This is a genomic window from Pectobacterium aquaticum (genome assembly GCF_003382565.3).
GTDB classification, from domain to species: Bacteria; Pseudomonadota; Gammaproteobacteria; order Enterobacterales; family Enterobacteriaceae; genus Pectobacterium; species Pectobacterium aquaticum.
The window spans coordinates 2,655,750-2,678,267 of sequence record NZ_CP086253.1 but is presented as its reverse complement, the minus strand read 5'-3'; the positions used below and the strand labels follow the sequence as shown (position 1 = coordinate 2,678,267).

The following is a 22,518-nucleotide window of genomic DNA, read 5'->3' as shown; positions in this document are numbered from 1 at the left end:
CAGACGATTGTCGAGGTCGGAATGGTCGCGAACGTGATATCGGCTGACGTCGCCGGGCGTCTGTGGGACAATGGCGATCAGATTACACAGATACAGAGTATGCATGACGCTGTCCCCCGCAATAAAATTGCAGATTGGCCAATGGTATAAAGCCCTGCAAGAGCAAATTCCGGATTTTATTTCCCGCGTTCCCCAGCGACAGATGATTGCCGAAGTGGCGAAAACGCTGGCGGGCGATTACCCGCGCCATTTGGCTATTGAAGCGCCAACCGGCGTCGGGAAAACGCTTTCTTACCTGATCCCGGGTATTGCGGTAGGGCGTGCGGAGGACAAAACGCTGGTGGTCAGCACCGCGAATGTGGCGTTGCAGGATCAGATTTACAGCAAAGATTTACCACTGTTGCAGAAATTTATTCCTGAACTGAAATTTACCGCCGCATTTGGCCGTCGTCGTTATATTTGCCCACGTAATCTGGCGATGCTGGCCACCGATCCCGATGCGCAGGGGGATTTACCACTCTTTCTGGATGATGAAGTCATGTCTGCCAGCAAGGAGGAAAAACGTACCTGCGTGCGGCTTGAAAAAGCGCTGCAAGGTCACGTCTGGGACGGACTACGCGATCATTATCAGGATTCAATTGACGATAGCCTGTGGCAGAAATTGTGTACGGACAAAGCGAACTGCCTTGCGCACAACTGCCATTATTACCGCGAGTGTCCGTTCTTTATCGCACGGCGTGAGATCGAACAGGCCGATGTTGTCGTCACCAACCATGCGCTGGTGATGGCGGCGATGGAAAGCGAATCGGTACTTCCTCCCCCGAAGAATCTCCTGCTGGTGCTCGACGAAGGACACCACATTCCCGATGTTGCCCGCGATACGCTGGAGATGTCTGGCGACATTCATCCGGCTTATATGATGGCGCAACTGGAACAGCTGGTGCAGCTTGTCGGCCAGTGCATGGCGCAATTTGCCCCTAAGTCACCGCCGCGACTCGCTAACAGCGAGCGGTTAACCAGCCACTGTGAGGAGATCCGCGAGTGCGTGCTGTCTTTCTCGCAAATGTGCGGGTTATTTCTTCCGCATGACGGGCAGGAAACCGAGTACCGTTTTGCGATGGGCAAAATGCCGGATGAAATGCGTGAACTCTGCGTGCGGTTGTCCAAACTGACGGACACGTTGCGTGCGCTGGCAGAGTATATGCTTAACGATCTCAGCGAGAAAACCGGCAAGCATGACGTGGTGCGGGTCTATCAGGCATTACTGAAAATGAGTCGCCAACAGGGTTATCTTGAGTCCATGAGCAAGCTGTGGCGGCTGGCGGCGATGGAGAAATCGTCGAACGCGCCGGTCTCCAAATGGATCACACGGGAAATGCGCGATAACCAGCCGCATCTTCACCTGCACTGTGCGGGCATTCGCGTCTGTGATCAGCTTGAAAGGCTGTTGTGGGGGAAGGTGTCGCACGTTGTGATGACCTCGGCAACGCTGCGTTCGCTGAACAGTTTTGCGCGTATACAGGAGCTTTCTGGTCTGAGCGAGCAGGAAGGGGACACCTTCATCGCGCTGGATTCGCCGTTCAACCACCGCGAGCAGGGGCGTCTGGTAATACCTAAGATGCGTTATGAACCGCTGATGGAATCTGAAGCGCAGCATATTGCTGAAATGGCGCAATTTTTCCGAGCAGAGCTAAAACAGGATAAGCATAAAGGGATACTGATGCTGTTTGCCAGCCAGCGTGCGATGCAGCTCTTTCTGACGCAGGTGACCGATTTACGCCTGATGCTGCTGGTTCAGGGAGATAAGCCGCGTTACAGGCTGGTAGAGCTACACCGTCAGCGGGTACAGGAAGGCCAGACCAGCGTGCTGATTGGCTTGCAGTCCTTTGCGGAAGGATTGGACCTGAAGGGGGAGCTCCTTTCTCAGGTGCATATCCATAAAATTGCGTTTCCGCCTATCGACAGTCCGGTCATTCTGACGGAAGGTGAATGGTTAAAAAGCCTCAAACGGCATCCGTTTATCGTACAAAGTTTGCCCAGTGCCTCGTTTAACCTCATCCAGCAGGTTGGACGCCTTATTCGTAGTCATGACTGCTTTGGTGAAATCGTCATTTACGATCGTCGCTTGTTGACTAAAGGCTATGGTGCACAGCTGCTGGCGGCGCTGCCCGTCTTCCCGATTGAACAACGGGATATGCCATAACAAATTCCTCTTTATCCGTTCGTCGAATAAGGGGGTAATTATCCCCTATTTAGCGCTATATTTTTTTATTCTTATTTGTTAGATTTGTCTCGGAACAGCAAGGATGCCGTTAATACGTGTGACAAAATATGTCATTACGTCATGCGGTTTTTATCAACCGAGGACGGGTACCATAATGAAAATTAACACAGTGAATAAAAATTCCTTCCTTTTCAAAAATGAATGCCGTGTTGCATCCGTTTCTCTTGCTGTCCATACCAATGACAATAATAAAAATTAGTCGCCGTGACCTTATTATTTATCATTTTATAATAACGAAAGTAATTAGCGTTCTTTCTTAATTATTTCTTTATAGTGATAATTTTTATTTATATGCATTTTTTGGATATAAATATGTTTAGTGAATTTCTTCTACCCAGGAGACGATTAGACCGCGGCTATGTGCGGGACATGCAATACCTCGATTGCATGAAGGGATTTAGGATTCTGATCATCCCGATCAGACTTATGGAGAAGAAAAGATGGCTTTACGAGATGAAGATAAGGATACCGCTGAATCGGCATTGCATGCAGCGGGTACGGGATATAGTGATGTGTACGATCTGTATAATTACCACTCCCGTGGTGATGGACAGCTTAATGGCAAACCCTCGTTCACAAGCGATCTGGCAGCGAAGGAAATTGTCCGTGACGGTCTGACCTGGAATGGCACGAACGTATTCGGCAAATCCGCTAGTTTGACCTATTCGTTCTTACAGAGCGTGAAGTCTATCCCTTCTGGCGATCAGGGTTTTGTGAAATTCAGTGCAGCCCAGGAACAACAAGCCAAACTGTCTCTGCAATCGTGGTCAGATGTGGCCAATCTCACGTTTACTCAGGTTAGCCCTACCCAAAAAGCTACCATCACGTTTGGTAACTACACCCGTGATTCAAGCGGTCAGATGGACTACGATACTCAGGCTTACGCTTATATGCCGGGTAACCACTCGGCAGCGGGCAGCGCCTGGTTTAACTACAACGCTGAAACAGTACGTAATCCGGCAACGGAATACGGCAAGCAGACGCTGACGCATGAAATCGGTCATGCGCTGGGTCTGAATCACCCTGGTGATTACAATGCAGGTGAAGGTAACCCGACCTACCGCGATGTGACCTACGCGGAAGATACCCGCCAATTCAGCCTGATGAGCTACTGGAGTGAGCAAAACACCGGAGGTGATTTCCAAGGGCACTATGCTGCAGGTCCGCTGATCGATGACATCACGGCGATCCAATATCTTTACGGCGCAAACATGAACACGCGCACGGGTGATTCGGTATACGGCTTCAACTCCAACACCGGTCGTGATTTCTATACCACCACCAGCAATAGCCAAAAACTGATTTTCTCCGTTTGGGATGCGGGCGGCACGGATACGTTTGATTTCTCTGGTTACCGAAACGATCAGCGTATCAACCTGAATGAAGGCGGATTCTCTGATGTTGGCGGCCTGAAAGGTAACGTGTCTATCGCTCACGGCGTCACGATCGAAAACGCAATCGGCGGCACTGGCAATGATATTATTATCGGTAACAATGCGAATAATATTTTGCAGGGTGGCGCGGGTAATGATGTTATCTATGGTAGCGGCGGTGCAGATACGCTGACGGGCGGTGCGGGCAAAGATATTTTTGTCTATGCCAGCGCGAGCGATTCTTCCTATAAGACAGGTTATGACACCATCACTGATTTCCAACGCGGCATCGATAAAATCGATCTGTCAGCATTGAATCAAAAAGGTGATTTGCAGTTTGTCGAGTCCTTCACCGGACGTGGCAATGAAGCGCTGCTTAACTGGGATGCCGATAGCAATACCACCGATTTGTGGCTGAATTTTGCGGATCAGACCACGCCAGACTTTGTTGTGCATATTGTTGGTCAGCCTTCTGCGGCAACCGATTTTATCGTGTGATGTAGCAAGGACGGGGTAACCCCCCGTCCTTTTCTGTTATCGACTTGGGGCCACTATGAAAAAGTTAATCATCGCGGCGTTGTTAAGTGCAATCAGCGGGGGATGTATGGCGAGTAGTTTGAAGTTGCCTTCAGCAAGTGAACTAAGCGGCGTATGGCAATTGCGCGGTGGGGAACAACAGTGCGAGGTTGTACTACACAATACGCCGTTAGCGGATAACACCTGGCGCTTTGAAGGTGACGCACTGTGTTTAAAAGCGCTGCTATCTGATGTACCAGCAGGCTGGAGGCCGACGCCGGACGGTATCACGCTGACGAAAGAACAGGGCCAGTCCGTGGCGTTCTTTAGTAAGGAAAAAGAGGGCTATACGCTGATATTGCCTGATGGCAGTGCACGTACGTTGCATAAACAGCCCTGACAGGAGAGGCAAACGCAGTGAGTCAACTAGCAAATAAGGAACGTTCGTTGTTGAGTATACTGCGTCCTTTCCGGCGCAGCTTTTGGAGCATTGGGATTTTCAGCGCCATCGTTAATCTACTGATGCTGTCGCCTTCGATTTATATGCTTCAGGTTTACGATCGCGTACTGGCTTCGGGGAATGGCACCACGTTGCTGATGCTCACCCTGCTGATTGCCGGTCTGGGGATATTCATGGCGGCACTCGAATGGGTGCGAAGCCTGGTGGTCGTAAGGCTCGGCACTCGGATCGACCTACAACTGAATCAACAGGTTTTCAACGCCGCATTTGAGCGCAATCTGGAGGCCGGTGAGGCCAAAGCCGGTCAGGCGCTGAACGATCTCACGCTACTGCGGCAGTTTATTACGGGCAACTCACTGTTTGCCTTCTTCGATATTCCCTGGTTTCCCTTCTTTTTATTCGTGCTATTCCTGATCCATCCGGTTCTCGGCCTATTGGCGCTAGGGGGAACGGTGGTGCTGGTGCTGCTGGCATGGCTGAACCAGTATCTCACTACGTCGCCTTTGGAAGAGGCAAATCACGAAGCGCTACAGGCAACCCATCTTGCGGATACGCAACTGCGTAATGCCGAAGTCATTGAATCGATGGGGATGCTGCCTAATCTGCGCCGCCGTTGGCTGGGGCAACACTACCGTTTTATTACGCTGCAAAATCTGGCAAGTGAGCGTGCCGCGGTTGTCGGGGCTGCATCAAAACATGCACGTATTTTTCTGCAATCGCTGATGCTCGGTGTGGGGGCCATGTTAGCGATTAAGGGCGAAATTACGCCGGGGATGATGATTGCGGGGTCAATTCTTGTTGGGCGCGTGTTGAGCCCTATCGATCAGTTTATCGGGATTTGGAAACCGCTGAGCAGTGCGCGGCAAGCCTGGTCTCGACTCAGCCGTATCATGACAGCTTATCCGCCTAAAGCGGAGGCGATGGCGCTGCCCGCACCGGTTGGTCAGCTTAGCGTCGAGAATGTGTTATTGCAGACGCCGCAAGGGGCATCACGATTGCAGGATATCCATTTCTCGCTTCAGGCGGGAGAAACGTTGGTGATTCTGGGCGCATCGGGTTCAGGTAAATCGACGCTGGCACGTCTGCTGGTTGCGACGCAAACACCGACGCGTGGCAAGGTGCGGTTGGATGGGGCCGATCTCAGTCAGGTGGATAAAACGGCGTTTGGCCCGGCAATGGGTTACCTGCCACAGGACGTACAGCTGTTTAAAGGCACGCTGGCGGAGAATATTTCCCGCTTTGGCGAGCATGACGCGGAAAAAATTGTCGCGGCGGCGAAGCTGGCTGGCGTCCACGAAATGATTCTTAGCCAGCCGCAGGGATATGATACACCTCTTGGTGCTGACGGCAACGGGCTGTCGGGCGGGCAACGGCAGCGTATCGCTCTGGCCCGTGCGGTGTATGGCGAGCCCTGCCTGCTGGTACTTGATGAGCCGAACTCCAGCCTCGACAACGAAGGTGAAATGGCACTGGCGCAGGCGATCTCGCATCTTCAGAAGCGGGGTGCGACGGTGATACTGATTACCCATCGTCCTGCATTAACCACGCTGGCGCATAAAATTCTGGTGCTCAATCAGGGTAAGCAACAGCGCTTTGGGCCAGCGCGCGACATTCTGAACGAATTGCAGCCGCGTCGTGCCGCTAATCAAGCACAAATGACACCTGCTGCCGCTGTCCAGCCGTAACAGGGAATGACGAATACAGGGAAAGACATGTCCGCATCAGAAATAAGCGAAGAGAGTATGAACCAGACGGCGCGGCGCGATGAAAAACGTGCCGTGCGTCTGGGGTGGTTGCTGGTGCTCGCCGGGTTCGGCGGTTTTCTTCTGTGGGCGCTGTTTGCACCGCTGGACAAGGGCGTCATGGTTAATGGCAGCGTTGTGATTTCCGGTAACCGCAAAGTTGTGCAACACAATCAGGGCGGTATCGTCGATAAAATCCAGGTGAAAGACGGCGACAGAGTTGATGCCGGTCAGATTCTGCTCACGCTGAATGAGGTCGATGCGCGTTCGGCGAGTGAAGGGCTGGATGGTCAGTATTTACAGCTGGTGGCGCGTGAAGGTCGGCTGCTTGCCGAGCAGCAACGCCTGAGTGACATGGTGATGACGCCTCGCCTGCAACCGCTAGTGGACAAGCCGGAGATGCGCGTGATTACGGCATTACAGCGTGATTTACTGCACAGCCGTCAGCAGTCGCTCAAGCTTGAAGCGGAAGGAATGCGATCGAGCATCGCAGGGATGGAGGCATCACTCAGCGCCCAGCGTCAGGTGATGTCCAGTAAGCAGAAACAGCGGGAGACGCTGGAACAACAGCTGCAAGGGCTACGCTCACTGGCGGCGGAAAATTATGTCCCGCGCAACAAAATGCTGGAAAACGAACGTCTGCTGGCGCAGCTTAACGGCGATATCGCCCAACTGGCGGGAGATATTAATCGTACCCGTCGTGATATTGAACAACAAACGCTGCTGATCGCCCAGCGCCAGCAGGAATACGACAAAGAAGTGAACAGCGAACTGGCGGACGTGCGGGCGCTGCTGAGCGATGTGGGTAGCAAGAAGGAAAAAGCCGATTTCAATCTGGCGAATATTCAGATGCGCGCACCGGTTTCCGGCACGGTGGTCGGGCTGAAAGTGTTTACGGAAGGCGGTGTGATCGCGCCGGGTCAGACGCTTCTGGAGATCGTGCCGGATGACCAGCCTTTATTCGTGGATGCGCGTCTACCCGTAGAGCTGGTGGATAAAGTCTGGCCGGGATTACCGGTTGAACTTCAGTTCGTCGCGTTTAACCAGAGTACGACGCCGCGCGTGGCAGGAACGGTCGAGCTGCTGTCCGCCGACCGCCTGCTGGATGAGCGAGACGGTTCCCCTTATTACAGCCTGCGCGTTCAGGTGGATGAGGCCGGGAAACGTGCGCTGGAAGGGCTGGAAGTCAAGCCCGGTATGCCGGTGCAAGGGTTTGTTCGTACCGGAGAACGGTCGTTCGTCAATTATCTCTTTAAGCCTTTAATGGATCGCCTGCATCTGGCATTAACGGAAGAATAATCATGCAAAGGATCGCGATAATCGTGCTGTTTGGGCTGCTTTCTTCGGGTGCCAACGCATTAGGGCTGCTTGATGCCTGGGAGTTAGCGCTACGTAACGACGCGCAGTTTCGTGCGGCGGGGTTCGAGCATGCCGCGGGTCAGGAAGAAGAAACGATCGGGCGTGCCAATCTGCTTCCCAATCTCCAGTATGGCTATAACGCTAACCGCAGCCATTCCAAAGTCACCCAAACAGATAGCTTCACGGGTAACACGCTAAAACGCGATTATGACAGCTACACGTCAACGCTGTCACTGCGCCAGCCGCTGCTGGACTATGCGGCTTGGGCGCGTTATCAGCAAGGTGTTGCCCGCACGCTGATGGCCGATCAGCGTTTTCGCGATCGCAGTCAGGATTTGATGGTGCGGTTATATCAAGCCTGGAGCAGCGCGCTGCTGGCGCAGGAAAAGCTGCAATTGCTGGATGCGCAGCAGCGGGCCTATCGGGAACAGCTGGCGCTGAATAAACGTCTGCTGCTGGCGGGTGAAGGTACGCTAACGGATGTGCGGGAAACGGAAGCGCGTTTTACGCTGATCGAAGCGCAGCGCATTGAACAACAGGACAATCTGGATGCTGCGATCACCGATCTGGAAAATATGACGGGGACGGCGCTGGATATTACGACGCTGTATCCTCTGGCGCTCACTCAACCGCCGTCTGCGGAGTCAAGTAAGCAGACACTGGCACAGTGGCGCGATCTTGCCGTGCAGCACAATGCCAAACTGGCGACACAGCGCGAGGGGCTGGCGGTTAGCCGCTATGAAATCGAACGCAGCCGCGCTGGGCATTTACCTACGTTGTCGCTGGTGGCATCGTCGCGCAATAGCCGTTCGGAAAGTGAATACAACTACAACCAGAAATACGACACGCAGAGCGTCGGTTTGCAGCTGAATGTCCCACTTTATTCCGGTGGTTCCGTCTCGGCATCGATGCGGCAGGCCGCGGCGGAATATCAGCAAAGTCAGGCGGAGCTGGACGACCAAACCAAGAAAACGCTGGCGGAATTGAAAAAATACTACAACTTGTATAACAACGGGTCGGCGAAAATTAAGGCCTGGCAAATGACGGCCTCGTCGGCGCAAGAAGCGGTCAACGCCACGCGGTTGAGTGTCGCAGGCGGAGAACGTATCAATCTGGATATTTTGCTGGCCGAACAGGATTGGTATAACGCCCGACGAGAGCTGGCAGAAGCGAAATACAGCTGGCTTCAGGCGTGGCTATTACTGCGCTATACCGCAGGTACGCTAAACGAGAAAGATATTCTGGAGCTGGCAGCCTGGTTTCAGCCAGCAACAACGTCATTATCCAACAACAAGATCAGCAGAAACTAAAACAGATGATAAAAATCATATACGGATAATCGGTTATGATTTTTATCAGCAGGAAGTCTACGTATGGGCAACGTGAAGGATGAAGACTAGAAAGGGATGACGAATAGAAAGGGTTCAATTCTGTGGGATCTTGCGTCTTAGTAATACGTAAACTCCTTTAAAATCATCAAACCCCTGCATTTTGCATAATGGCCTCCATTCTTATCAGGAGGCTTTATCGTGAAAAAAATCAAAAAACCGCGTCTTACCGGCTGGATTGTGACATCCGCTTTTCTCTTTGCTGTTATCGGGCTGATTTCACCGCAACAGCTTCCCGTCACCGTCTATAAGCTCTCGCTTATTTCACTCGCTGCGGTATTAGGCTATTGGCTGGATCGTTCGCTGTTTCCTAAAGCGCGTCCCGGTCTGTTCCTCGAACAAGGTGATGAACCTGTACCGCGTGGACGTTTTCCGGTTCGGGACGGCCACCACACCGTATTTGCCGCCGCGATGTTACGACGTGCGCTGATTGTGTCAGCCGTTTGCATCGGCGTAGCGATGGGGTTGTGATATGCGACACCTCCTCATCACGCTGTTTTTTAGCCCGATGCTTTTTAGCGCGACGGTCTGCGCCGACACGATCCCTCGTGCTGCGCAGGCGTATCGCAGTGATGTGATACGCAGTGCACGGTTGGATTGGGGCATGAATGCCCCGATTGCTGACTTTGCGGCGCAGTTGCATCAGGAAAGCGGCTGGAATCCTCGGGCCGTTTCACCCGTCGGTGCGCAGGGGCTGGCGCAGTTTATGCCGACCACCGCCGACTGGTTTAGCGGTATCGTTCCTGAACTTCGCGCTAATCAACCGTTTAATCCTGCCTGGGCTATTCGTGCTCTGACGGGCTACGATCGCTGGCTGTGGACACGAATCAGCGCCAGCAACGACTGCGAACGTATGGCGATGACCTTGTCGTCCTACAACGGCGGGCTTGGCTGGTTACAGCGTGATAAGCAGCGCGCGAAGATCGCCAAGAAGGACATACTCCGCTGGTTTGGTCATGTGGAAACCGTCAATGCCGGGCGCAGTGCTGCCAACTGGCGTGAAAACCGTCATTATCCCGACCGCATTTTGCATCAGCTGGCGCCACGGTATTTGAGCTGGGGGAGGGCGAGCTGTGTGGAATAGTCTGTTTCTCAATAGCCTGAAATCCTTTCTTTCGCCACGCGTGGTCGCCGTCCTGCTTGTCGTGGTGTTGCTACTCGCGGTCTATCTGACCGGTCGTAATCAGGGTTATCAACTGGCGCAAGCACTGGGGGATACCGCGCTGGCGAAACAGCAGGCGGCATTCAACTTGCTACAGCAGCAGCAGGCCGAAACCCAGAACCAGCTATTACGCGCGGCGGCGGAGCAATACCAGCAGCAGGTGGAGCGTGGGAATCAACTCGAACAGCGCTATGTCGCAGCGCGTCAAAAACTGGCGGCGGATAACGCCGCTCTGCAACGGAAAATTGACCATGTTACTCAGCAATACATTGACGAAAAAGGCAAAGTTCAGCCTGTGCAGTGCGTGTTTACTCGTGGCTTCGTGCAGCACTACAACGCCGCTTTCGGTCTGTCCACCGACGGTACCCCAGACGCTACCGCCGCTGCCCGCCGCACTGGCGCAGCGTCCAACAGCGGCACAACCGCTGACGCCGAATTACAACTTTCAGGCGTCTCCCAGCGCGACATTCTCGCCAACATCAGCGACAACGGAGAGCGCTATCAAGCGCTGAGTGCGCAGGTTAACGCGCTGCTGGATTACATCGACGCGCTACAACAGGCAGGGGAGGTAACACGTGAAGATTGAAGTGGAATTCTGGTCGCTGGTCGGCCTGTTGTTGTCGTTTATGAGTTTCCTGTTTGCCGCCGGACGGATTCTGCTCACCCAGATTGAAAAGCGACTGAACGAGCGTTTTGCCGCCCTGGAAAATGCACGCCAGAAGAGCGAGCAAGGGTGGACGCGGCTGGAGCGTGAATTTCTGGAATTCCGCGCCGATTTACCGCTGGTTTATGTACGACGTGAGGATTACATCCGTGGTCAGACGGTAATCGAAGCCAAGCTGGATGCGCTTTATAACAAGCTGGAATTGGTGCAGCAGCGGTATTCGGGAGGCAATCATGGCTGATACGCAGCGCATCCGACAGGAATCGATGCGTTGGCACTTGCTTATCGCATTAAACAAAACGCGGCCTTACACCGCGAATGAAATGTTCCTGCTAGCGTTGATGCAGCGGCTGTATGCCGATGCCTCAGCGCCGGAGCTGCGTCACGCACTGGATTATCTGGCCGATCGCAAGATGGCGGTATTGACCAAGGAGGTAGGTGGCGTCTGGTTGGCGAATCTCACCCGCCTTGGTATAGATGTCGTGGAATATGCGGTTGATTGTATGGTTGGCATCGCCCGGCCGGAAAAATATTGGGATCGGTAATCCCATTGTATTGGTTTCTTTTCTGTTTTTGCACGTTATCGATATTGTCATATTCCTTTACGCCAGCACGGTTGTGTTGGCGTTTTTTTTATCGAAATAATTTTTTATTTTTCAGTCTATTAGGTTTTTTTTATCAAATAAATCACGTCGCTGTTTTTTCTAAAACAGATTAAAAGCCGCTGCCAACCCTTATCCGGATACTAGCGCCATCAACACAGCGGGTGAACGGATATGAATACCAGACCAATTATCGATGCGGTGATAGCCCGCCTCCAACAGCACTTACCGGCACGGCGGATTGCGTCCTGTCCAGAAAACATTCTGATCGTGCCAGACCTTCTGACTGTTGGCGATGTGCTGGTGGGGTATCGCGGTTCCGAATTTTCCGCACCGGAAGATGTGGATTCTCCGGTTCAGACGCAGCGACCACAACTGATGGTTGCCGTGCTGTTACCGGAGCTGGATGGCGAAGACGGCGTACTGGCCACACTCGATACCGTCCGTCAGGCGCTGGGAGGATACCGACTGCCTGACTGTCATCGCGGTATTCGGCTAGTACGTGACCGCTACGTTGGTTACACCGAAGGATGCTGGCATTACGCCATCGATTGCACCACAGAAACCCTTTTTATCGAAGACCGCGAGCAGACGGATGGTCCGCTGCTTACCACGGTTAATTATGAGGAGAAAGACGCATGAAATACCGCTACACCGGCCCCGCCAGCGGCGTCACGCTGGCAGATGGTCAGGAAATTCTGCTTTGGCCCGCTCAGGTGACTGAACTGCCGGCAGATCATGAGTACGTGAAAACGCTGGTCGCGCTGGGCTATTTGCTGCCTGTCGCGGATCAGATTCTGGCTGATAGCGCAACGGAGGTGACCCTTGGCCGCTAATTATTTACATGGTGTAGAAACAATTGAAGTTGAAACCGGTGCTCGTCCGGTGAAAACCGTCAAATCCGCGGTGATTGGGCTGATTGGTACGGCGCCGCAGGGTGCGGTAAATGACGTTACGCTGTGTCTGTCCGAAAAAGACGCGGCACAGTTTGGTAGCCAGTTCGGCGGCTATACCATCCCGCAGGCGCTGGATGCGATTTACGATCATGGTGCGGGTACGGTTCTGGTCATTAACGTGCTGGATCCGGCGAAACACAAGTCGTCTGTGAGCGCAGAAAAAGTCACGTTTGACAAAGCGACTGGCACGGCACAACTGGTAAACCGTGTGGTTGCCAAGCTGGTGCTGACGGCGGCAGAAGGCGGTCAGCCGTTTATCGAAGGTCAGGACTATACGCTGGATGCGCAAACCGGCGTCCTGAAAAATCTGGGTAAAAATATTGATGTTGCTGCCGTAGTTAGCGCGTCTTATGACTTTGCTGATGTCACGAAAGTGACTGCCGCCGACATCATCGGCAGCATCAACGCCGCGGGCAAACGCACCGGTATGAAGCTGCTGAACGATACCTACAACCTGTACGGCTTCTTTGCCAAGATTCTGATTTCGCCGGTGTTCTGTACGCAAAATAGCGTGACGACCGAGTTGATTTCGCTGGCCGACAAACTGGGCGCGATTGCCTATATCGATGCGCCAATCGGTACCACCTTTGCGCAGGCGCTGAGCGGCCGTGGCCCGGAAGGCACGATCAACTTCAACACCAGTTCTGAACGTGCTCGTCTGTGCTATCCGCATGTAAAAGTGTACGACGCGGAAACCAACAGCGAACGTCTGGAGCCGCTGTCGGCGCGTGCCGCCGGTCTGCGTGCCAAAGTCGATCTGGAAAAAGGTTTCTGGTGGTCGTCGTCCAATCAGGAAATCAAAGGGATCACCGGCGTAGAGCGCCAGCTGTCCGCGATGATCGACGATCCGCAGAGCGAAGTGAACCTGCTGAACGAGCAGGGTATCAGCACCATTTTCAACAGCTACGGCTCCGGCCTGCGCCTGTGGGGCAATCGCACTGCGGCCTGGCCAGCAGTGACGCACATGAAGAACTTTGAAAACGTGCGTCGTACCGGCGATGTGATTAACGAATCCATCCGCTATTTCAGCCAGCAGTACATCGATATGCCGATCAATCAGGCGCTGATCGATGCGCTGGTGGAATCCGTCAACGCTTACGGTCGCAAACTGATCGGTGACGGCGCGCTGCTGGGCTTCAAATGCTGGTTTGATGCTGCGCGTAACGAGCAAACCGAACTGGCGGCAGGGCATCTGTTGCTTAACTACAAATTCACTCCGCCGCCGCCGCTTGAGCGTCTGACCTTTGAGACGGAGATCACCTCGGAATACCTGGTAACGCTGGAGGGCACTAACTGATGGCTGGGAAAATTGAAGTAAACCGTATTACCAACGCCAATATCTATATCAACGGCACCAACCTGCTGGGGCGTGCGCAGGAAATCAAACTGCCGGATGTCTCCATGATCATGCAGGAGCACAAAGCGCTGGGCATGGTCGGCAAGATCGAATTGCCTGCGGGCTTCGACAAGCTGGAAGGCGAGATCAAATGGAACTCCTTCTACCGCGAAGCGATGCTGGCGGCGGCGAACCCTTACCAGTCGCTGGCGCTACAGTGTCGCTCCAGCGTGGAACGTTATGGCTCTCAAGGCCGTATCGAAGAAGTGCCTCTGGTGACGCACATGACCATCATGTTCAAAAAGAATCCGCTGGGCACGTTCAAGCAGCACGAAAACCCAGATTTCAGCAGCGCATTCAGCTGTACCTACATCAAGCAGGTGATGAACGGTGAAGACCTGCTGGAACTGGATTACCTGTCCAACATCTTCATGGTGGGCGGCGTGGATCAACTGAATAGCTACCGCGCCAATATCGGCGGTTAATTTGGTACTCATTGATTAAGTAAGGAATGAAAGGGGCTTCGGCCCCTTTCTTATGCCTGCCCCTTTCTCATGCCTGCCAGTTTCGTTTTCTAATTCGCTTTAAAATCGTTATTCCTCGCTGCACGCGATACTGCTCCCGACATTTACTAAGGAGCCGTTATGCACACTGAAACCTATTCTCTGCAATTCCCTTACACCACCTCTGCTGGCCAACGCGTGGAGTCTATTTCGCTCAAGCGTCTGAAAGTCAAAGACATCAAAGCAGTGAAAAAAATCAGCGATGACCCAAGCAATTGGGACGACGCGCTGCTGTCGCGCATGACCGGTCTGGTGCCGGAAGACATCGATGAGATGGACGCACAGGACTACATGGCGCTGCAAAAACGATTTCAGCAGTTACTTGGGTTGGATAACGCAGCCGGCGCTGCTGTGGAAAGCACAGGCCCTGTTGGCGAGGTGGTTTCGCTTTCAGCCGAGTGAGATTGATGCGCTGGAACTGGACGACTTTGAACGCTGGCTGGATGAAGCCAGCGAACAGATAAAACGTGAGAACGGTGAGGAAGACTGATTACTGACAGGATTAATGAGTCCACCATCCACCCACCCCGGCCAGCGACAGGGCGCTGGCCGTTTTCCTCCCTCACCACCTGTCTTCTCCTCCTGCTTATCACCCGTCCTTTTCCTCGTTTTATCCCCGGTTTGTGATGGGGAAACCACACTGGAGCGGCGCAAGCCGCCGTCTCCGATCCGCCCCACAAGGGGCTTTTCTGAATGAGAGTGAACCGTGGATATGCTTTTAAACGGTGTCATGCTGGGCAGGGCGTTTGGTGCCACGCTGGATGACACAAAAAAATCGCGGCAGTTACTTAGCGATAGCCTCAAACAAGCGCAGGAGCGGCAGCGGCAGTTTAATCAGTCGCTGGAGCGTTTCGGTGCTGTTTGCACACAAACCGTATCCCAATTAAATCAGTCGCGGCTTGAACTGGAAATCAATCAGGAGCGGCTGGCGAGCAGTCAGTCACGTCAGGAAACACTAAGTGAGAGCCATGCCGAACGCATCAAAGGTTTCCAGGAAATAAAGGAGACATTTGGTTCAGTGATGGCACCTATTGTGGCGTCTGTCACACACTATGCGTCATTTGAGGCGCAATTGCGTGATATCAGCGTTGCACATGGGATGTCGAGCGAGCAAGAAAAAGAGATGGGGCAGCGCCTGCGTCAATATTCTCAACAGGTGAACCAAACGCCAGATGCGTTGCTTAGCAGTGCCGGACAGTTGCTTGATCGCGGTATGTCAAAAGAGCAGGTAACGGATGTGGCAGAGGTGCTGGGGAAAACGTCAACGACCTCTGGCGCGGCGCTGTCCGATCTTACCGGGCTTTCGGCCACATTGGATGGCGTGTTTAACCTGAAAGGGGCGAAAGCGCTGGAGGAATCCTTCTCCCGCATGCTGGCGGGGACTAAGCAAGGGTTTTCCATGGCGTCGATGGCGCAATACGCGACGGCGCTGGCTCCAGGATTTACGGCGATGGGGGCGACGGGCAATCAGGCATTGAGTCAGTTGGTGTCCAGCCTGAGCGCGACAAAAGGCGCAGATACAGAAGCGAACACGGCTGCCCGGCTGGGGAGTTTCATGAATTCGGTGGGACGAACTGATATTGCCGACAGCTACGACAACGCGGGCGTAGATTATAACGCGTCACTAAAAAGCTACATGAAAGGTGGGTATTCACAGTACGACGCTGCGGTTCAGATTAGTAACCGATTCATCGACAGCAAAGGCAGTCAATTCCAGCAACTGTGGGATAAGGCCAGTAAAGCGGGCAACGTAGACGCACAGCAAAGTTTACTGCAGCGCTACGGATTGCAGGAGGTATTTCGTACGCCAGACGCTGTCAATCATGCGATGTCGATGAAGCAGAACTGGCAGAACTATCAAGCGAACCAACAGCGAATGAACAGCCCCACAGCCACGCAAACGCTGGAGCTCGACTTCGCCCGGCAGAATGACACATTGACCGGGCGCTGGAATCAAATGACAACGTCAGTGATGAATATTGCGCTCAATGTGGGCGAAGCGCTGACGCCGGTATTGGTTTCCCTAAGTGATGCGCTGATCCCTATTTTGGATCAACTGGTGACCTGGACGGCGGCGAACCCTGAACTGGTTCGTGGGATCGTGATGGCCGTCGCCGGTTTATTCGCGTTCAGAATGGCATTGAGCGGTGCGAAGCTGGGGATTACCACACTGTTATCGCCTTTACTGAGCGTTTGGGACGGTATTTTGCAGGTTCAGCGTGGCTGGCAACTGTTCAATGCGGGATTAAGAACAACTGGTGTGTTGCAAGGTATTGGGGGGACGTTGAGCCGGCTGGTTGGCGGTGCTGGAACATTAGGGCGTATGCTCGGCGGCGTGTTACGTAGCGGCTTGATGATGGCGGGGCGAGCAGTATTGTTTCTCGGACGTATGCTGCTGATGAATCCGATTGGTTTGGCAGTAACGGCAATCGCAGGGGCAGCTTACCTGATTTACCGATATTGGGAACCGGTTAGCGCATTCTTTAAAAATCTCTGGTCACAAGTCAGTCAGGCTTTTAATGCAGGGTGGGAGGCGCTCAATAATGCGGTATCCGGCGGAATAGTAGGTATTGCGGCTTTACTGCTCGATTGGTCTCCATTTGGTGTAATTTATTCAGTTTTTTCCAATGCTATCAATGAACTGGGTATTCAGCTTCCCAGCAGCCTAAGTGAGCTCGGTGGCGTGATTATTGATGCACTGGTTAAGGGACTGACTAGCGCTTTCCCCGAGTTAAAAAACGTCCTGAAAACGATCGACGAATTTATCCCTGATAGCGTTAAAGACTTTCTGGGTATTGGTTCGAAAACCATCTCTATCGAAGCTGGCGGCCAATCTGTTGCTGTCGGTGTTATGACCCCGCCAGTTCTGCAACCTACGTCGGTATCTGCATTGTCGCTACAGCCGACACCGCATGTTGAATTACCTAAGACGGAAGACACAATGTCAACTCCGCAACAGCGAGTTGCAATGACACCTTCTGTCAGCGGAGCGAAAGGTAAGTTAGTCAGCGCAGCCCCTTCCGAGCGTGTTCAGGTTGCTTTCTCACCCACCATTTATCTCAACGGCCAGAAGGCCGCGCCAACGCCTGAAATGACGAAGACGCTGACGCTTAGCATGAATGAACTGGAAAATATGTTGAACAAGCTGCTCACCCAGCGTGAGCGCAGGGGGTACGCCTGATGTTTGCAGTATTAGGAAATATTGAATTTGAAGTGACTGCTTACTGGGACGGCTTTAATACGTCATTCGGCGCAGATTATGCCGAGCATGGCCGTATTGAAGGCAAACCTGGCCTGCAGTTCATCGGTGCGAAACTAGACGAGATTACTATTAGTCTCGTGTTTCACAAGCAGTACTGCACGCCCGATACGGAGCTGAAGCGGTTGGCTGAGGCGATGCGGGCGCATCAGGCGATGGCGTTAGTTTTCGGCAATGGAGACTATCGCGGCTGGTTTGTGATTACGGCACTGACCTCGACCAGCCAGCATACTGACGCGAAGGGCAACGTATTGGCCATGAATGCCGAGCTAACGCTGCGAGAATACATTGGCGATCCGAAGAATCCGCTCAAGCCGCCAGCGATAGAAACCCCTGTTCCTAACGTCAGTGCCATCACCAAAGCAGTCGATAAAGTGAGCAATTTTGCAGCTTCACTACGCACGGCTGTCACGTATGCCAAGAAGGCGCAGTCTGCCGTTAAGGCGGCGAGAACCACCGTGCAGATTGTAAAACGGATGAAAAACAATCCCGAAACTGCGCTGTTGCAAATTCCCGGACTGCTAACACAAGTCGGGAATGTATTGACGCCGTTAAGTGAGGTGGAACCGGCGTTTAAAAAAGCGGCAGAGGCCATATCTGATACGGCGGTTCAGGCCGAGAAGATGATGCCTGAAATTACAGCGGTTAATAAAGCGGCGAATGAAATGCTGAAACAGGTCAAGCAAGTTGCCACCTTGTTGCAGGACGTCGACAGCAAAAATGTTATCGAGAAGCTGGAAGCCATCAGCAAACATGTTGATGCCGCGAGCGACACATTTAAAGGCGCTGAACCTGCGCTGAGCAAACTGACGGCGGAAATCGTGAAGAGGGTTGAAGCATATGCACCTTGAACATATCACTACACAGGGCGAACGCTGGGATACCTTGTCCTATCGATATTACGGCGATCCGCTCGGCTATCCGCGGATCATTGCGGCTAACCCGCATGTCCCCATCGTGCCGCTGTTGCCATCGGGTGTGGCGGTGTTGATTCCGATTATTGAACAGGCAGAGGCCAGTAAAGCGGAGGATACCCCACCATGGCTGCGTTAACGGAAGAACTAACCTTGCTCTCTCCTGCGGTATCGGAAGTACTGCAACCGGCGTTCACCCTGTGGTATCAGCAAAAAGACATCACCAATGATATCGCACCGTATGTCACCAGCGTGACATATACCGACAGCATCAAGAATGAATCGGATTCGATTGAGGTTAGGCTCGATGATACCGATGGCCGCTGGATGGATAAGTGGTATCCCGGTACGGGCGATACGTTATCGCTCAAGCTGGGTTATCTCGGTGAAATGCTGTTTGACTGCGGCACTTTCTCGATTGATGAAATTGAGGTTAGCGCACCGCCTAGCGAAGTGATAATTCGCGGCGTCGCGACGTCGGTCAATCGTGCATTGAGGACCAAATCAAACCGCGGTTTTGAAGATACAACGTTAGCCGCGATTGCGACACGTATCGCGAAAAAGCATCAGTTGATGTTGGTAGGGAAGATTCAAATCATCAAGATCGATCGCGTTACGCAATATGCGGAAACCGATGTCGCTTTTCTAAAGCGGCTCGCCAGTGAATATGGCTATGTCGTGAAGGTGGTCAGCGACCAACTGATTTTTTCCCATCTGGCGACGCTGCGCAATCAGGCGTCTGTTCGACAAATTAAGCGAACGGACGTCGCGCGTTTTTCACTGAGCGACACGATCAGCCACGTCTATAAAAATGCCAAGACGAAGTATCAGAAAGGGAGTGAAAAGAAACTGATGGTTTATGAAGCCAACGGCGGTGCGAACAACGCAATGAAGCCTGCCGGCGCTGAGAGCAGTGCGGATACGCTGAAAGTTAACGTGCGCGCGGCGGATGCTTCTGGAGCAAGGACGAAAACGGATGCCGCGTTGGATGCGCACAATGAAAAGCAACAAAAGGGGTCGATGACGCTGATGGGCAGCCCGCAGTTAGCGGCGGGTAATAAAGTGGAACTGGTGTCGTTCGGCCAACTTTCTGGTCATTGGTTGATCGAATCGGCTCGCCATGTTCTGGAACGTGGCAGTGGCTACAGCACAGATATTGGGTTGATTCGCGGGCCAATTACGGCGGGCAAGCGGAAATTGGACGGCGGAAAAACGCTGGTGACTTACCACCCGGATGGCAGCCAGACAACGCAGACGGCCAAAAGTAAAAAGGAGGTATTGCCATGAGTTTATCTCGTCGAATTGGCACGATCAGTGCGGTGGATGAGGTTCGCGTGATGGTGCGCGTTCGTCTACCCGAGTGCGACAATCTGCGTACCGCCTGGCTGCCGGTATTACAGCGCAATACGCAGAATAATAAGGATTATTGGTTGCCGGATATTGGCGAACAGGTCGAAGTTCTGCTGGACGGCAACGGCGAAGATGGCCTGGTACTAGGGGCGATTTACTCCGCCGCTGATGTGCCAACGCTGGCAGATAAGGACAAAAGGGCGGTAACGTTCGCTGACGGCGCGCATATTGAATACGATCGCCGAACGCATACGTTAACGATCAACGGCGGTGTGCAGCATATTGCGATTAGCAGCGGTGCTGACGTGGTGGTTAACGCCCAGCGGGTCACGATCAATGCGCCAGAGACGACGGTGACGGGCAAGCTACTGGTGCAAGGGCAGTTCACCTACGAGAGCGGGATGTCCGGTTCCGGCGGTGCCAGCCTCAGTGGCGATGTCAGTATCTCTGGTAACGTCAGCGCCAGCGGCAGCGTCATGGATGCTGGCGGCAACTCCAACCACCACTCGCACTAGCGTTTTCCTAAACCGCTTTAATATTCCTCCCTCCCACCGGGGGCGACAATAGCCCCCTATGAAAACTCAATCTGTTTTTTGGCAACCGGCGCTGCAACGTTCTGGCGACATCGTCGAAGGAACGGCAGATATCATGCAGGCGATTCACATCATCCTGCGGACACCCTGCGGCAGCGACCCACATCGGCCTGACTTTGGTAGCAATCTACATCTGTATCTCGATTATCCGATCGATCGTGCGATCCCGCATGTCGTCAGGGAATCGGTAGACGCGATCAAACGATGGGAACCTCGCTGCCAGCTACTGGCGGTTAAACCTTCTGTGAATGGGGCTCACCTGACGCTGCACGTTAGCTGGAAAACCGCTAACGGCGCGACACAGACCACGGAGTTGTTATGGCGCTGACAGAACCCAATTTTGTTGAACGCGATGCGGCGAAGATTACTGCTGAAATGATCGTGAAATATGAAGCTGATTCGGGGAAAACACTCTATCCGGCGCAGGCCGAACGCCTGCTGATCAACCTCTTTGCTTACCGGGAAACTTTATTGCGTAGTGCGGTCCAGGAAGCCGCCAAGCAGAACCTTGTCGCCTTTGCTCGTGCACCGATGCTGGATTATCTGGCGGAACTGGTCGGCGTCTACCGTTTGGCGGCGCAGCCCGCGCGTGCAGAGCTGCGCTTTACCCCTGAAACGCCGTTAGTCAGCGATCTGCTGATTCCTGCGGGCACTCGCGTTAGCGCATCAGACAGCGTGATTTTCACCACCGACAGCGACGCGCTGCTGAGAGCGAGCGGCAGCGGGGTCACCGTGCTGGCGACCTGTACCGAAACTGGCGATGTGGGTAATGACTGGCTGCCTGCCCAGATCAGTACGCTGCTGGATGAGATTGGCGACAGTGATTTGAGCGTCGTCAATATCACCAAAAGCAGCGGCGGTTCCGCCGAGGAAGATGACGATCGCCTGCGTGAACGTGTTCAACTGGCACCGGAATCGTTCAGTACGGCGGGATCGAAACTGGCGTATCGCTTCCATGCGATGCGGGCACACCAAAATATTGTCGATGTGGCGGTGATGTCGCCCGAACCGGGTGAAGTGGTGCTGTATCCGTTGCTCAGTACTGGCCTGCCGGACAGCAGCATGCTCTCGCTGGTGGAAAGTTTTTGCTCTGACGAACAGGTGCGCCCTCTGACGGATTTTGTTTCCGCCAAATCCCCCACGCAGGTGGATTACGCCATCAGCGCCAAATTGACGCTGTTTAACGGCGAACAGGCTGGCGTCGTTCAGGCCGCCGCAGAAAAAGCGGTGCAGGCCTGGGTGGAAACGCGTACTGCCACGTTGGGGCGCGATATTGTCCCAAGCCAGATCATCGCCACGTTATCCATCCCCGGCGTGTATCAGGTGGAGCTCGTTTCGCCGTCATTGATGGTGCTTGATGACAGTGAATGGGCGAACTGTACGGGCATCAATGTCAGCGTCGTCGGGGTGTCGAATGGCTGATTCACTACAACTGCTGCCACCGCCGTTGGCGGCTGACTCCCGCTTTCGTTCGCTGGCGGAATTGGCCGACCGCTTCGATGACATCGATCTGAATGCTTTGCTGGTTTATCTGATCGATATCACTGACGGCAGCGTGTTGCCCTGGCTGGCAGAACAGTTCTCGTTGTTTGGCGACGGCTGGGAACTGGCGGAATCGGATGACTCTAAACGTGCGCTGATCAAGGCCGCTATCGATCTGCATCGCAGCAAAGGTACGCCTTGGAGCATTAAAGAGATCATCCGTCGTTTCGGATTCGGCGAGAGCACGCTGATCGAGAATATTGGCCGCCTGAGCTACGACGGCGAAACCACCTACAACAACCTTTATGTGCATGGCGACAAAGCGGCGTGGGCGGTTTATCGCGTGCTGCTAAAACAACCGATTACCAACGATCAGGCCAGAATGCTGCGCAATGCCATTGGGATGTTTGCCCCGGCACGGTGCCATCTAGCCAGTATCGAATATTGGGAAGTGCCTATCCGCTACAACCGGACGGCAATATACGACAGTAACTACAATCATGGGAGCGCTTGAA

25 protein-coding genes are annotated in these 22,518 nt (G+C 53.5%); all 25 read left to right on the top strand.

Annotated features, from left to right (window positions below; all coding sequences use genetic code 11):
* Positions 1–103 precede the first annotated feature (103 nt).
* Positions 104–2,203 carry an ATP-dependent DNA helicase DinG gene (gene dinG, locus DMB82_RS12505; protein ID WP_102118694.1) on the top strand — a complete coding sequence of 700 codons (2,100 nt, stop codon included), beginning with the start codon at positions 104–106 and terminating at the stop codon, positions 2,201–2,203.
* A gap of 521 nt (positions 2,204–2,724) precedes the next feature.
* Entirely contained in the window at positions 2,725–4,155 is a 1,431-nt protein-coding gene (locus DMB82_RS12500; RefSeq protein ID WP_116155090.1) for a serralysin family metalloprotease, read from the top strand.
* A gap of 106 nt (positions 4,156–4,261) precedes the next feature.
* Positions 4,262–4,573 carry a protease inhibitor Inh/omp19 family protein gene (locus tag DMB82_RS12495; RefSeq protein WP_102118748.1) on the top strand — a complete coding sequence of 104 codons (312 nt, stop codon included), beginning with the start codon at positions 4,262–4,264 and terminating at the stop codon, positions 4,571–4,573.
* A gap of 17 nt (positions 4,574–4,590) precedes the next feature.
* Positions 4,591–6,318, top strand: coding sequence for a type I secretion system permease/ATPase (locus DMB82_RS12490; protein WP_102118692.1), 1,728 nt, complete (start codon positions 4,591–4,593; stop codon positions 6,316–6,318).
* 27 nt (positions 6,319–6,345) lie between these two features.
* Positions 6,346–7,674: an HlyD family type I secretion periplasmic adaptor subunit gene (locus tag DMB82_RS12485; protein ID WP_102118691.1), complete on the top strand. Its 1,329-nt coding sequence runs from the start codon at positions 6,346–6,348 to the stop codon at positions 7,672–7,674.
* Positions 7,675–7,676: 2 nt separating this feature from the next.
* Positions 7,677–9,044, top strand: coding sequence for a TolC family outer membrane protein (locus tag DMB82_RS12480; protein ID WP_116163267.1), 1,368 nt, complete (start codon positions 7,677–7,679; stop codon positions 9,042–9,044).
* Between the two features lie 219 nt (positions 9,045–9,263).
* Complete coding sequence (locus tag DMB82_RS12475) at positions 9,264–9,593, top strand: putative holin (RefSeq protein WP_010281025.1); 330 nt, start codon at positions 9,264–9,266, stop codon at positions 9,591–9,593.
* 1 nt (position 9,594) lies between these two features.
* On the top strand, positions 9,595–10,206 hold the full coding sequence (locus tag DMB82_RS12470; RefSeq protein WP_116155093.1) for a transglycosylase SLT domain-containing protein: 612 nt from the start codon (positions 9,595–9,597) through the stop codon (positions 10,204–10,206).
* Positions 10,196–10,870: a hypothetical protein gene (locus DMB82_RS12465; RefSeq protein ID WP_116163269.1), complete on the top strand. Its 675-nt coding sequence runs from the start codon at positions 10,196–10,198 to the stop codon at positions 10,868–10,870. The genes DMB82_RS12470 and DMB82_RS12465 overlap by 11 nt, the downstream gene beginning before the upstream one ends.
* A complete protein-coding gene (locus tag DMB82_RS12460; protein WP_010294923.1) occupies positions 10,860–11,189 on the top strand; it encodes a hypothetical protein in 330 nt (109 codons plus the stop codon). Before DMB82_RS12465 ends, DMB82_RS12460 begins: the two co-directional genes overlap by 11 nt.
* Entirely contained in the window at positions 11,182–11,493 is a 312-nt protein-coding gene (locus tag DMB82_RS12455; RefSeq protein WP_102118687.1) for a hypothetical protein, read from the top strand. Before DMB82_RS12460 ends, DMB82_RS12455 begins: the two co-directional genes overlap by 8 nt.
* Before the next feature lie 231 nt (positions 11,494–11,724).
* Entirely contained in the window at positions 11,725–12,192 is a 468-nt protein-coding gene (locus tag DMB82_RS12450) for a Gp37 family protein (protein WP_116163271.1), read from the top strand.
* On the top strand, positions 12,189–12,386 hold the full coding sequence (locus DMB82_RS12445; protein WP_095699136.1) for a hypothetical protein: 198 nt from the start codon (positions 12,189–12,191) through the stop codon (positions 12,384–12,386). The genes DMB82_RS12450 and DMB82_RS12445 overlap by 4 nt, the downstream gene beginning before the upstream one ends.
* The gene (locus DMB82_RS12440) at positions 12,376–13,803 is read left to right on the top strand and encodes a phage tail sheath subtilisin-like domain-containing protein (protein ID WP_116163273.1); all 1,428 of its coding nucleotides are present in this window, start codon (positions 12,376–12,378) and stop codon (positions 13,801–13,803) included. Before DMB82_RS12445 ends, DMB82_RS12440 begins: the two co-directional genes overlap by 11 nt.
* Positions 13,803–14,327: a phage major tail tube protein gene (locus DMB82_RS12435; protein WP_039506891.1), complete on the top strand. Its 525-nt coding sequence runs from the start codon at positions 13,803–13,805 to the stop codon at positions 14,325–14,327. The genes DMB82_RS12440 and DMB82_RS12435 overlap by 1 nt, the downstream gene beginning before the upstream one ends.
* Positions 14,328–14,486: 159 nt before the next feature.
* Positions 14,487–14,807, top strand: a complete 321-nt coding sequence (locus DMB82_RS12430) for a phage tail assembly protein (RefSeq protein WP_103971147.1) — start codon at positions 14,487–14,489, stop codon at positions 14,805–14,807.
* Positions 14,752–14,895, top strand: a complete 144-nt coding sequence (locus DMB82_RS12425) for a GpE family phage tail protein (RefSeq protein WP_094431851.1) — start codon at positions 14,752–14,754, stop codon at positions 14,893–14,895. The genes DMB82_RS12430 and DMB82_RS12425 overlap by 56 nt, the downstream gene beginning before the upstream one ends.
* 222 nt (positions 14,896–15,117) lie before the next feature.
* Positions 15,118–17,586: a phage tail tape measure protein gene (locus tag DMB82_RS12420; protein ID WP_116163296.1), complete on the top strand. Its 2,469-nt coding sequence runs from the start codon at positions 15,118–15,120 to the stop codon at positions 17,584–17,586.
* Positions 17,586–18,515, top strand: coding sequence for a phage tail protein (locus tag DMB82_RS12415; protein ID WP_116163275.1), 930 nt, complete (start codon positions 17,586–17,588; stop codon positions 18,513–18,515). Before DMB82_RS12420 ends, DMB82_RS12415 begins: the two co-directional genes overlap by 1 nt.
* Entirely contained in the window at positions 18,505–18,717 is a 213-nt protein-coding gene (locus tag DMB82_RS12410) for a tail protein X (RefSeq protein WP_116163277.1), read from the top strand. The genes DMB82_RS12415 and DMB82_RS12410 overlap by 11 nt, the downstream gene beginning before the upstream one ends.
* Complete coding sequence (locus DMB82_RS12405) at positions 18,705–19,865, top strand: phage late control D family protein (protein ID WP_102118681.1); 1,161 nt, start codon at positions 18,705–18,707, stop codon at positions 19,863–19,865. Before DMB82_RS12410 ends, DMB82_RS12405 begins: the two co-directional genes overlap by 13 nt.
* The gene (locus DMB82_RS12400) at positions 19,862–20,443 is read left to right on the top strand and encodes a phage baseplate assembly protein V (protein WP_116163279.1); all 582 of its coding nucleotides are present in this window, start codon (positions 19,862–19,864) and stop codon (positions 20,441–20,443) included. The genes DMB82_RS12405 and DMB82_RS12400 overlap by 4 nt, the downstream gene beginning before the upstream one ends.
* A gap of 58 nt (positions 20,444–20,501) precedes the next feature.
* Entirely contained in the window at positions 20,502–20,849 is a 348-nt protein-coding gene (locus tag DMB82_RS12395; protein WP_010286901.1) for a GPW/gp25 family protein, read from the top strand.
* Positions 20,840–21,943 carry a baseplate assembly protein gene (locus DMB82_RS12390; protein WP_116163280.1) on the top strand — a complete coding sequence of 368 codons (1,104 nt, stop codon included), beginning with the start codon at positions 20,840–20,842 and terminating at the stop codon, positions 21,941–21,943. The genes DMB82_RS12395 and DMB82_RS12390 overlap by 10 nt, the downstream gene beginning before the upstream one ends.
* Complete coding sequence (locus tag DMB82_RS12385) at positions 21,936–22,517, top strand: phage tail protein I (RefSeq protein ID WP_102118678.1); 582 nt, start codon at positions 21,936–21,938, stop codon at positions 22,515–22,517. Before DMB82_RS12390 ends, DMB82_RS12385 begins: the two co-directional genes overlap by 8 nt.
* The last annotated feature ends 1 nt before the right edge of the window (position 22,518 follow it).

Bases quoted from the DNA above. Each gene is read 5' to 3' on its own strand.
- DMB82_RS12455 (WP_102118687.1), top strand. From the start codon at position 11,182: ATGGCTGATACGCAGCGCATCCGACAGGAATCGATGCGTTGGCACTTG.
- DMB82_RS12410 (WP_116163277.1), top strand. From the start codon at position 18,505: ATGCACCTTGAACATATCACTACACAGGGCGAACGCTGGGATACCTTG.
- DMB82_RS12450 (WP_116163271.1), top strand. From the start codon at position 11,725: ATGAATACCAGACCAATTATCGATGCGGTGATAGCCCGCCTCCAACAG.
- DMB82_RS12395 (WP_010286901.1), top strand. From the start codon at position 20,502: ATGAAAACTCAATCTGTTTTTTGGCAACCGGCGCTGCAACGTTCTGGC.
- DMB82_RS12435 (WP_039506891.1), top strand. From the start codon at position 13,803: ATGGCTGGGAAAATTGAAGTAAACCGTATTACCAACGCCAATATCTAT.
- DMB82_RS12390 (WP_116163280.1), top strand. From the start codon at position 20,840: ATGGCGCTGACAGAACCCAATTTTGTTGAACGCGATGCGGCGAAGATT.
- DMB82_RS12480 (WP_116163267.1), top strand. From the start codon at position 7,677: ATGCAAAGGATCGCGATAATCGTGCTGTTTGGGCTGCTTTCTTCGGGT.
- DMB82_RS12500 (WP_116155090.1), top strand. From the start codon at position 2,725: ATGGCTTTACGAGATGAAGATAAGGATACCGCTGAATCGGCATTGCAT.
- dinG (WP_102118694.1), top strand. From the start codon at position 104: ATGACGCTGTCCCCCGCAATAAAATTGCAGATTGGCCAATGGTATAAA.
- DMB82_RS12400 (WP_116163279.1), top strand. From the start codon at position 19,862: ATGAGTTTATCTCGTCGAATTGGCACGATCAGTGCGGTGGATGAGGTT.
- DMB82_RS12405 (WP_102118681.1), top strand. From the start codon at position 18,705: ATGGCTGCGTTAACGGAAGAACTAACCTTGCTCTCTCCTGCGGTATCG.
- DMB82_RS12415 (WP_116163275.1), top strand. From the start codon at position 17,586: ATGTTTGCAGTATTAGGAAATATTGAATTTGAAGTGACTGCTTACTGG.
- DMB82_RS12470 (WP_116155093.1), top strand. From the start codon at position 9,595: ATGCGACACCTCCTCATCACGCTGTTTTTTAGCCCGATGCTTTTTAGC.
- DMB82_RS12485 (WP_102118691.1), top strand. From the start codon at position 6,346: ATGTCCGCATCAGAAATAAGCGAAGAGAGTATGAACCAGACGGCGCGG.
- DMB82_RS12430 (WP_103971147.1), top strand. From the start codon at position 14,487: ATGCACACTGAAACCTATTCTCTGCAATTCCCTTACACCACCTCTGCT.
- DMB82_RS12495 (WP_102118748.1), top strand. From the start codon at position 4,262: ATGGCGAGTAGTTTGAAGTTGCCTTCAGCAAGTGAACTAAGCGGCGTA.
- DMB82_RS12420 (WP_116163296.1), top strand. From the start codon at position 15,118: ATGCTTTTAAACGGTGTCATGCTGGGCAGGGCGTTTGGTGCCACGCTG.
- DMB82_RS12385 (WP_102118678.1), top strand. From the start codon at position 21,936: ATGGCTGATTCACTACAACTGCTGCCACCGCCGTTGGCGGCTGACTCC.
- DMB82_RS12445 (WP_095699136.1), top strand. From the start codon at position 12,189: ATGAAATACCGCTACACCGGCCCCGCCAGCGGCGTCACGCTGGCAGAT.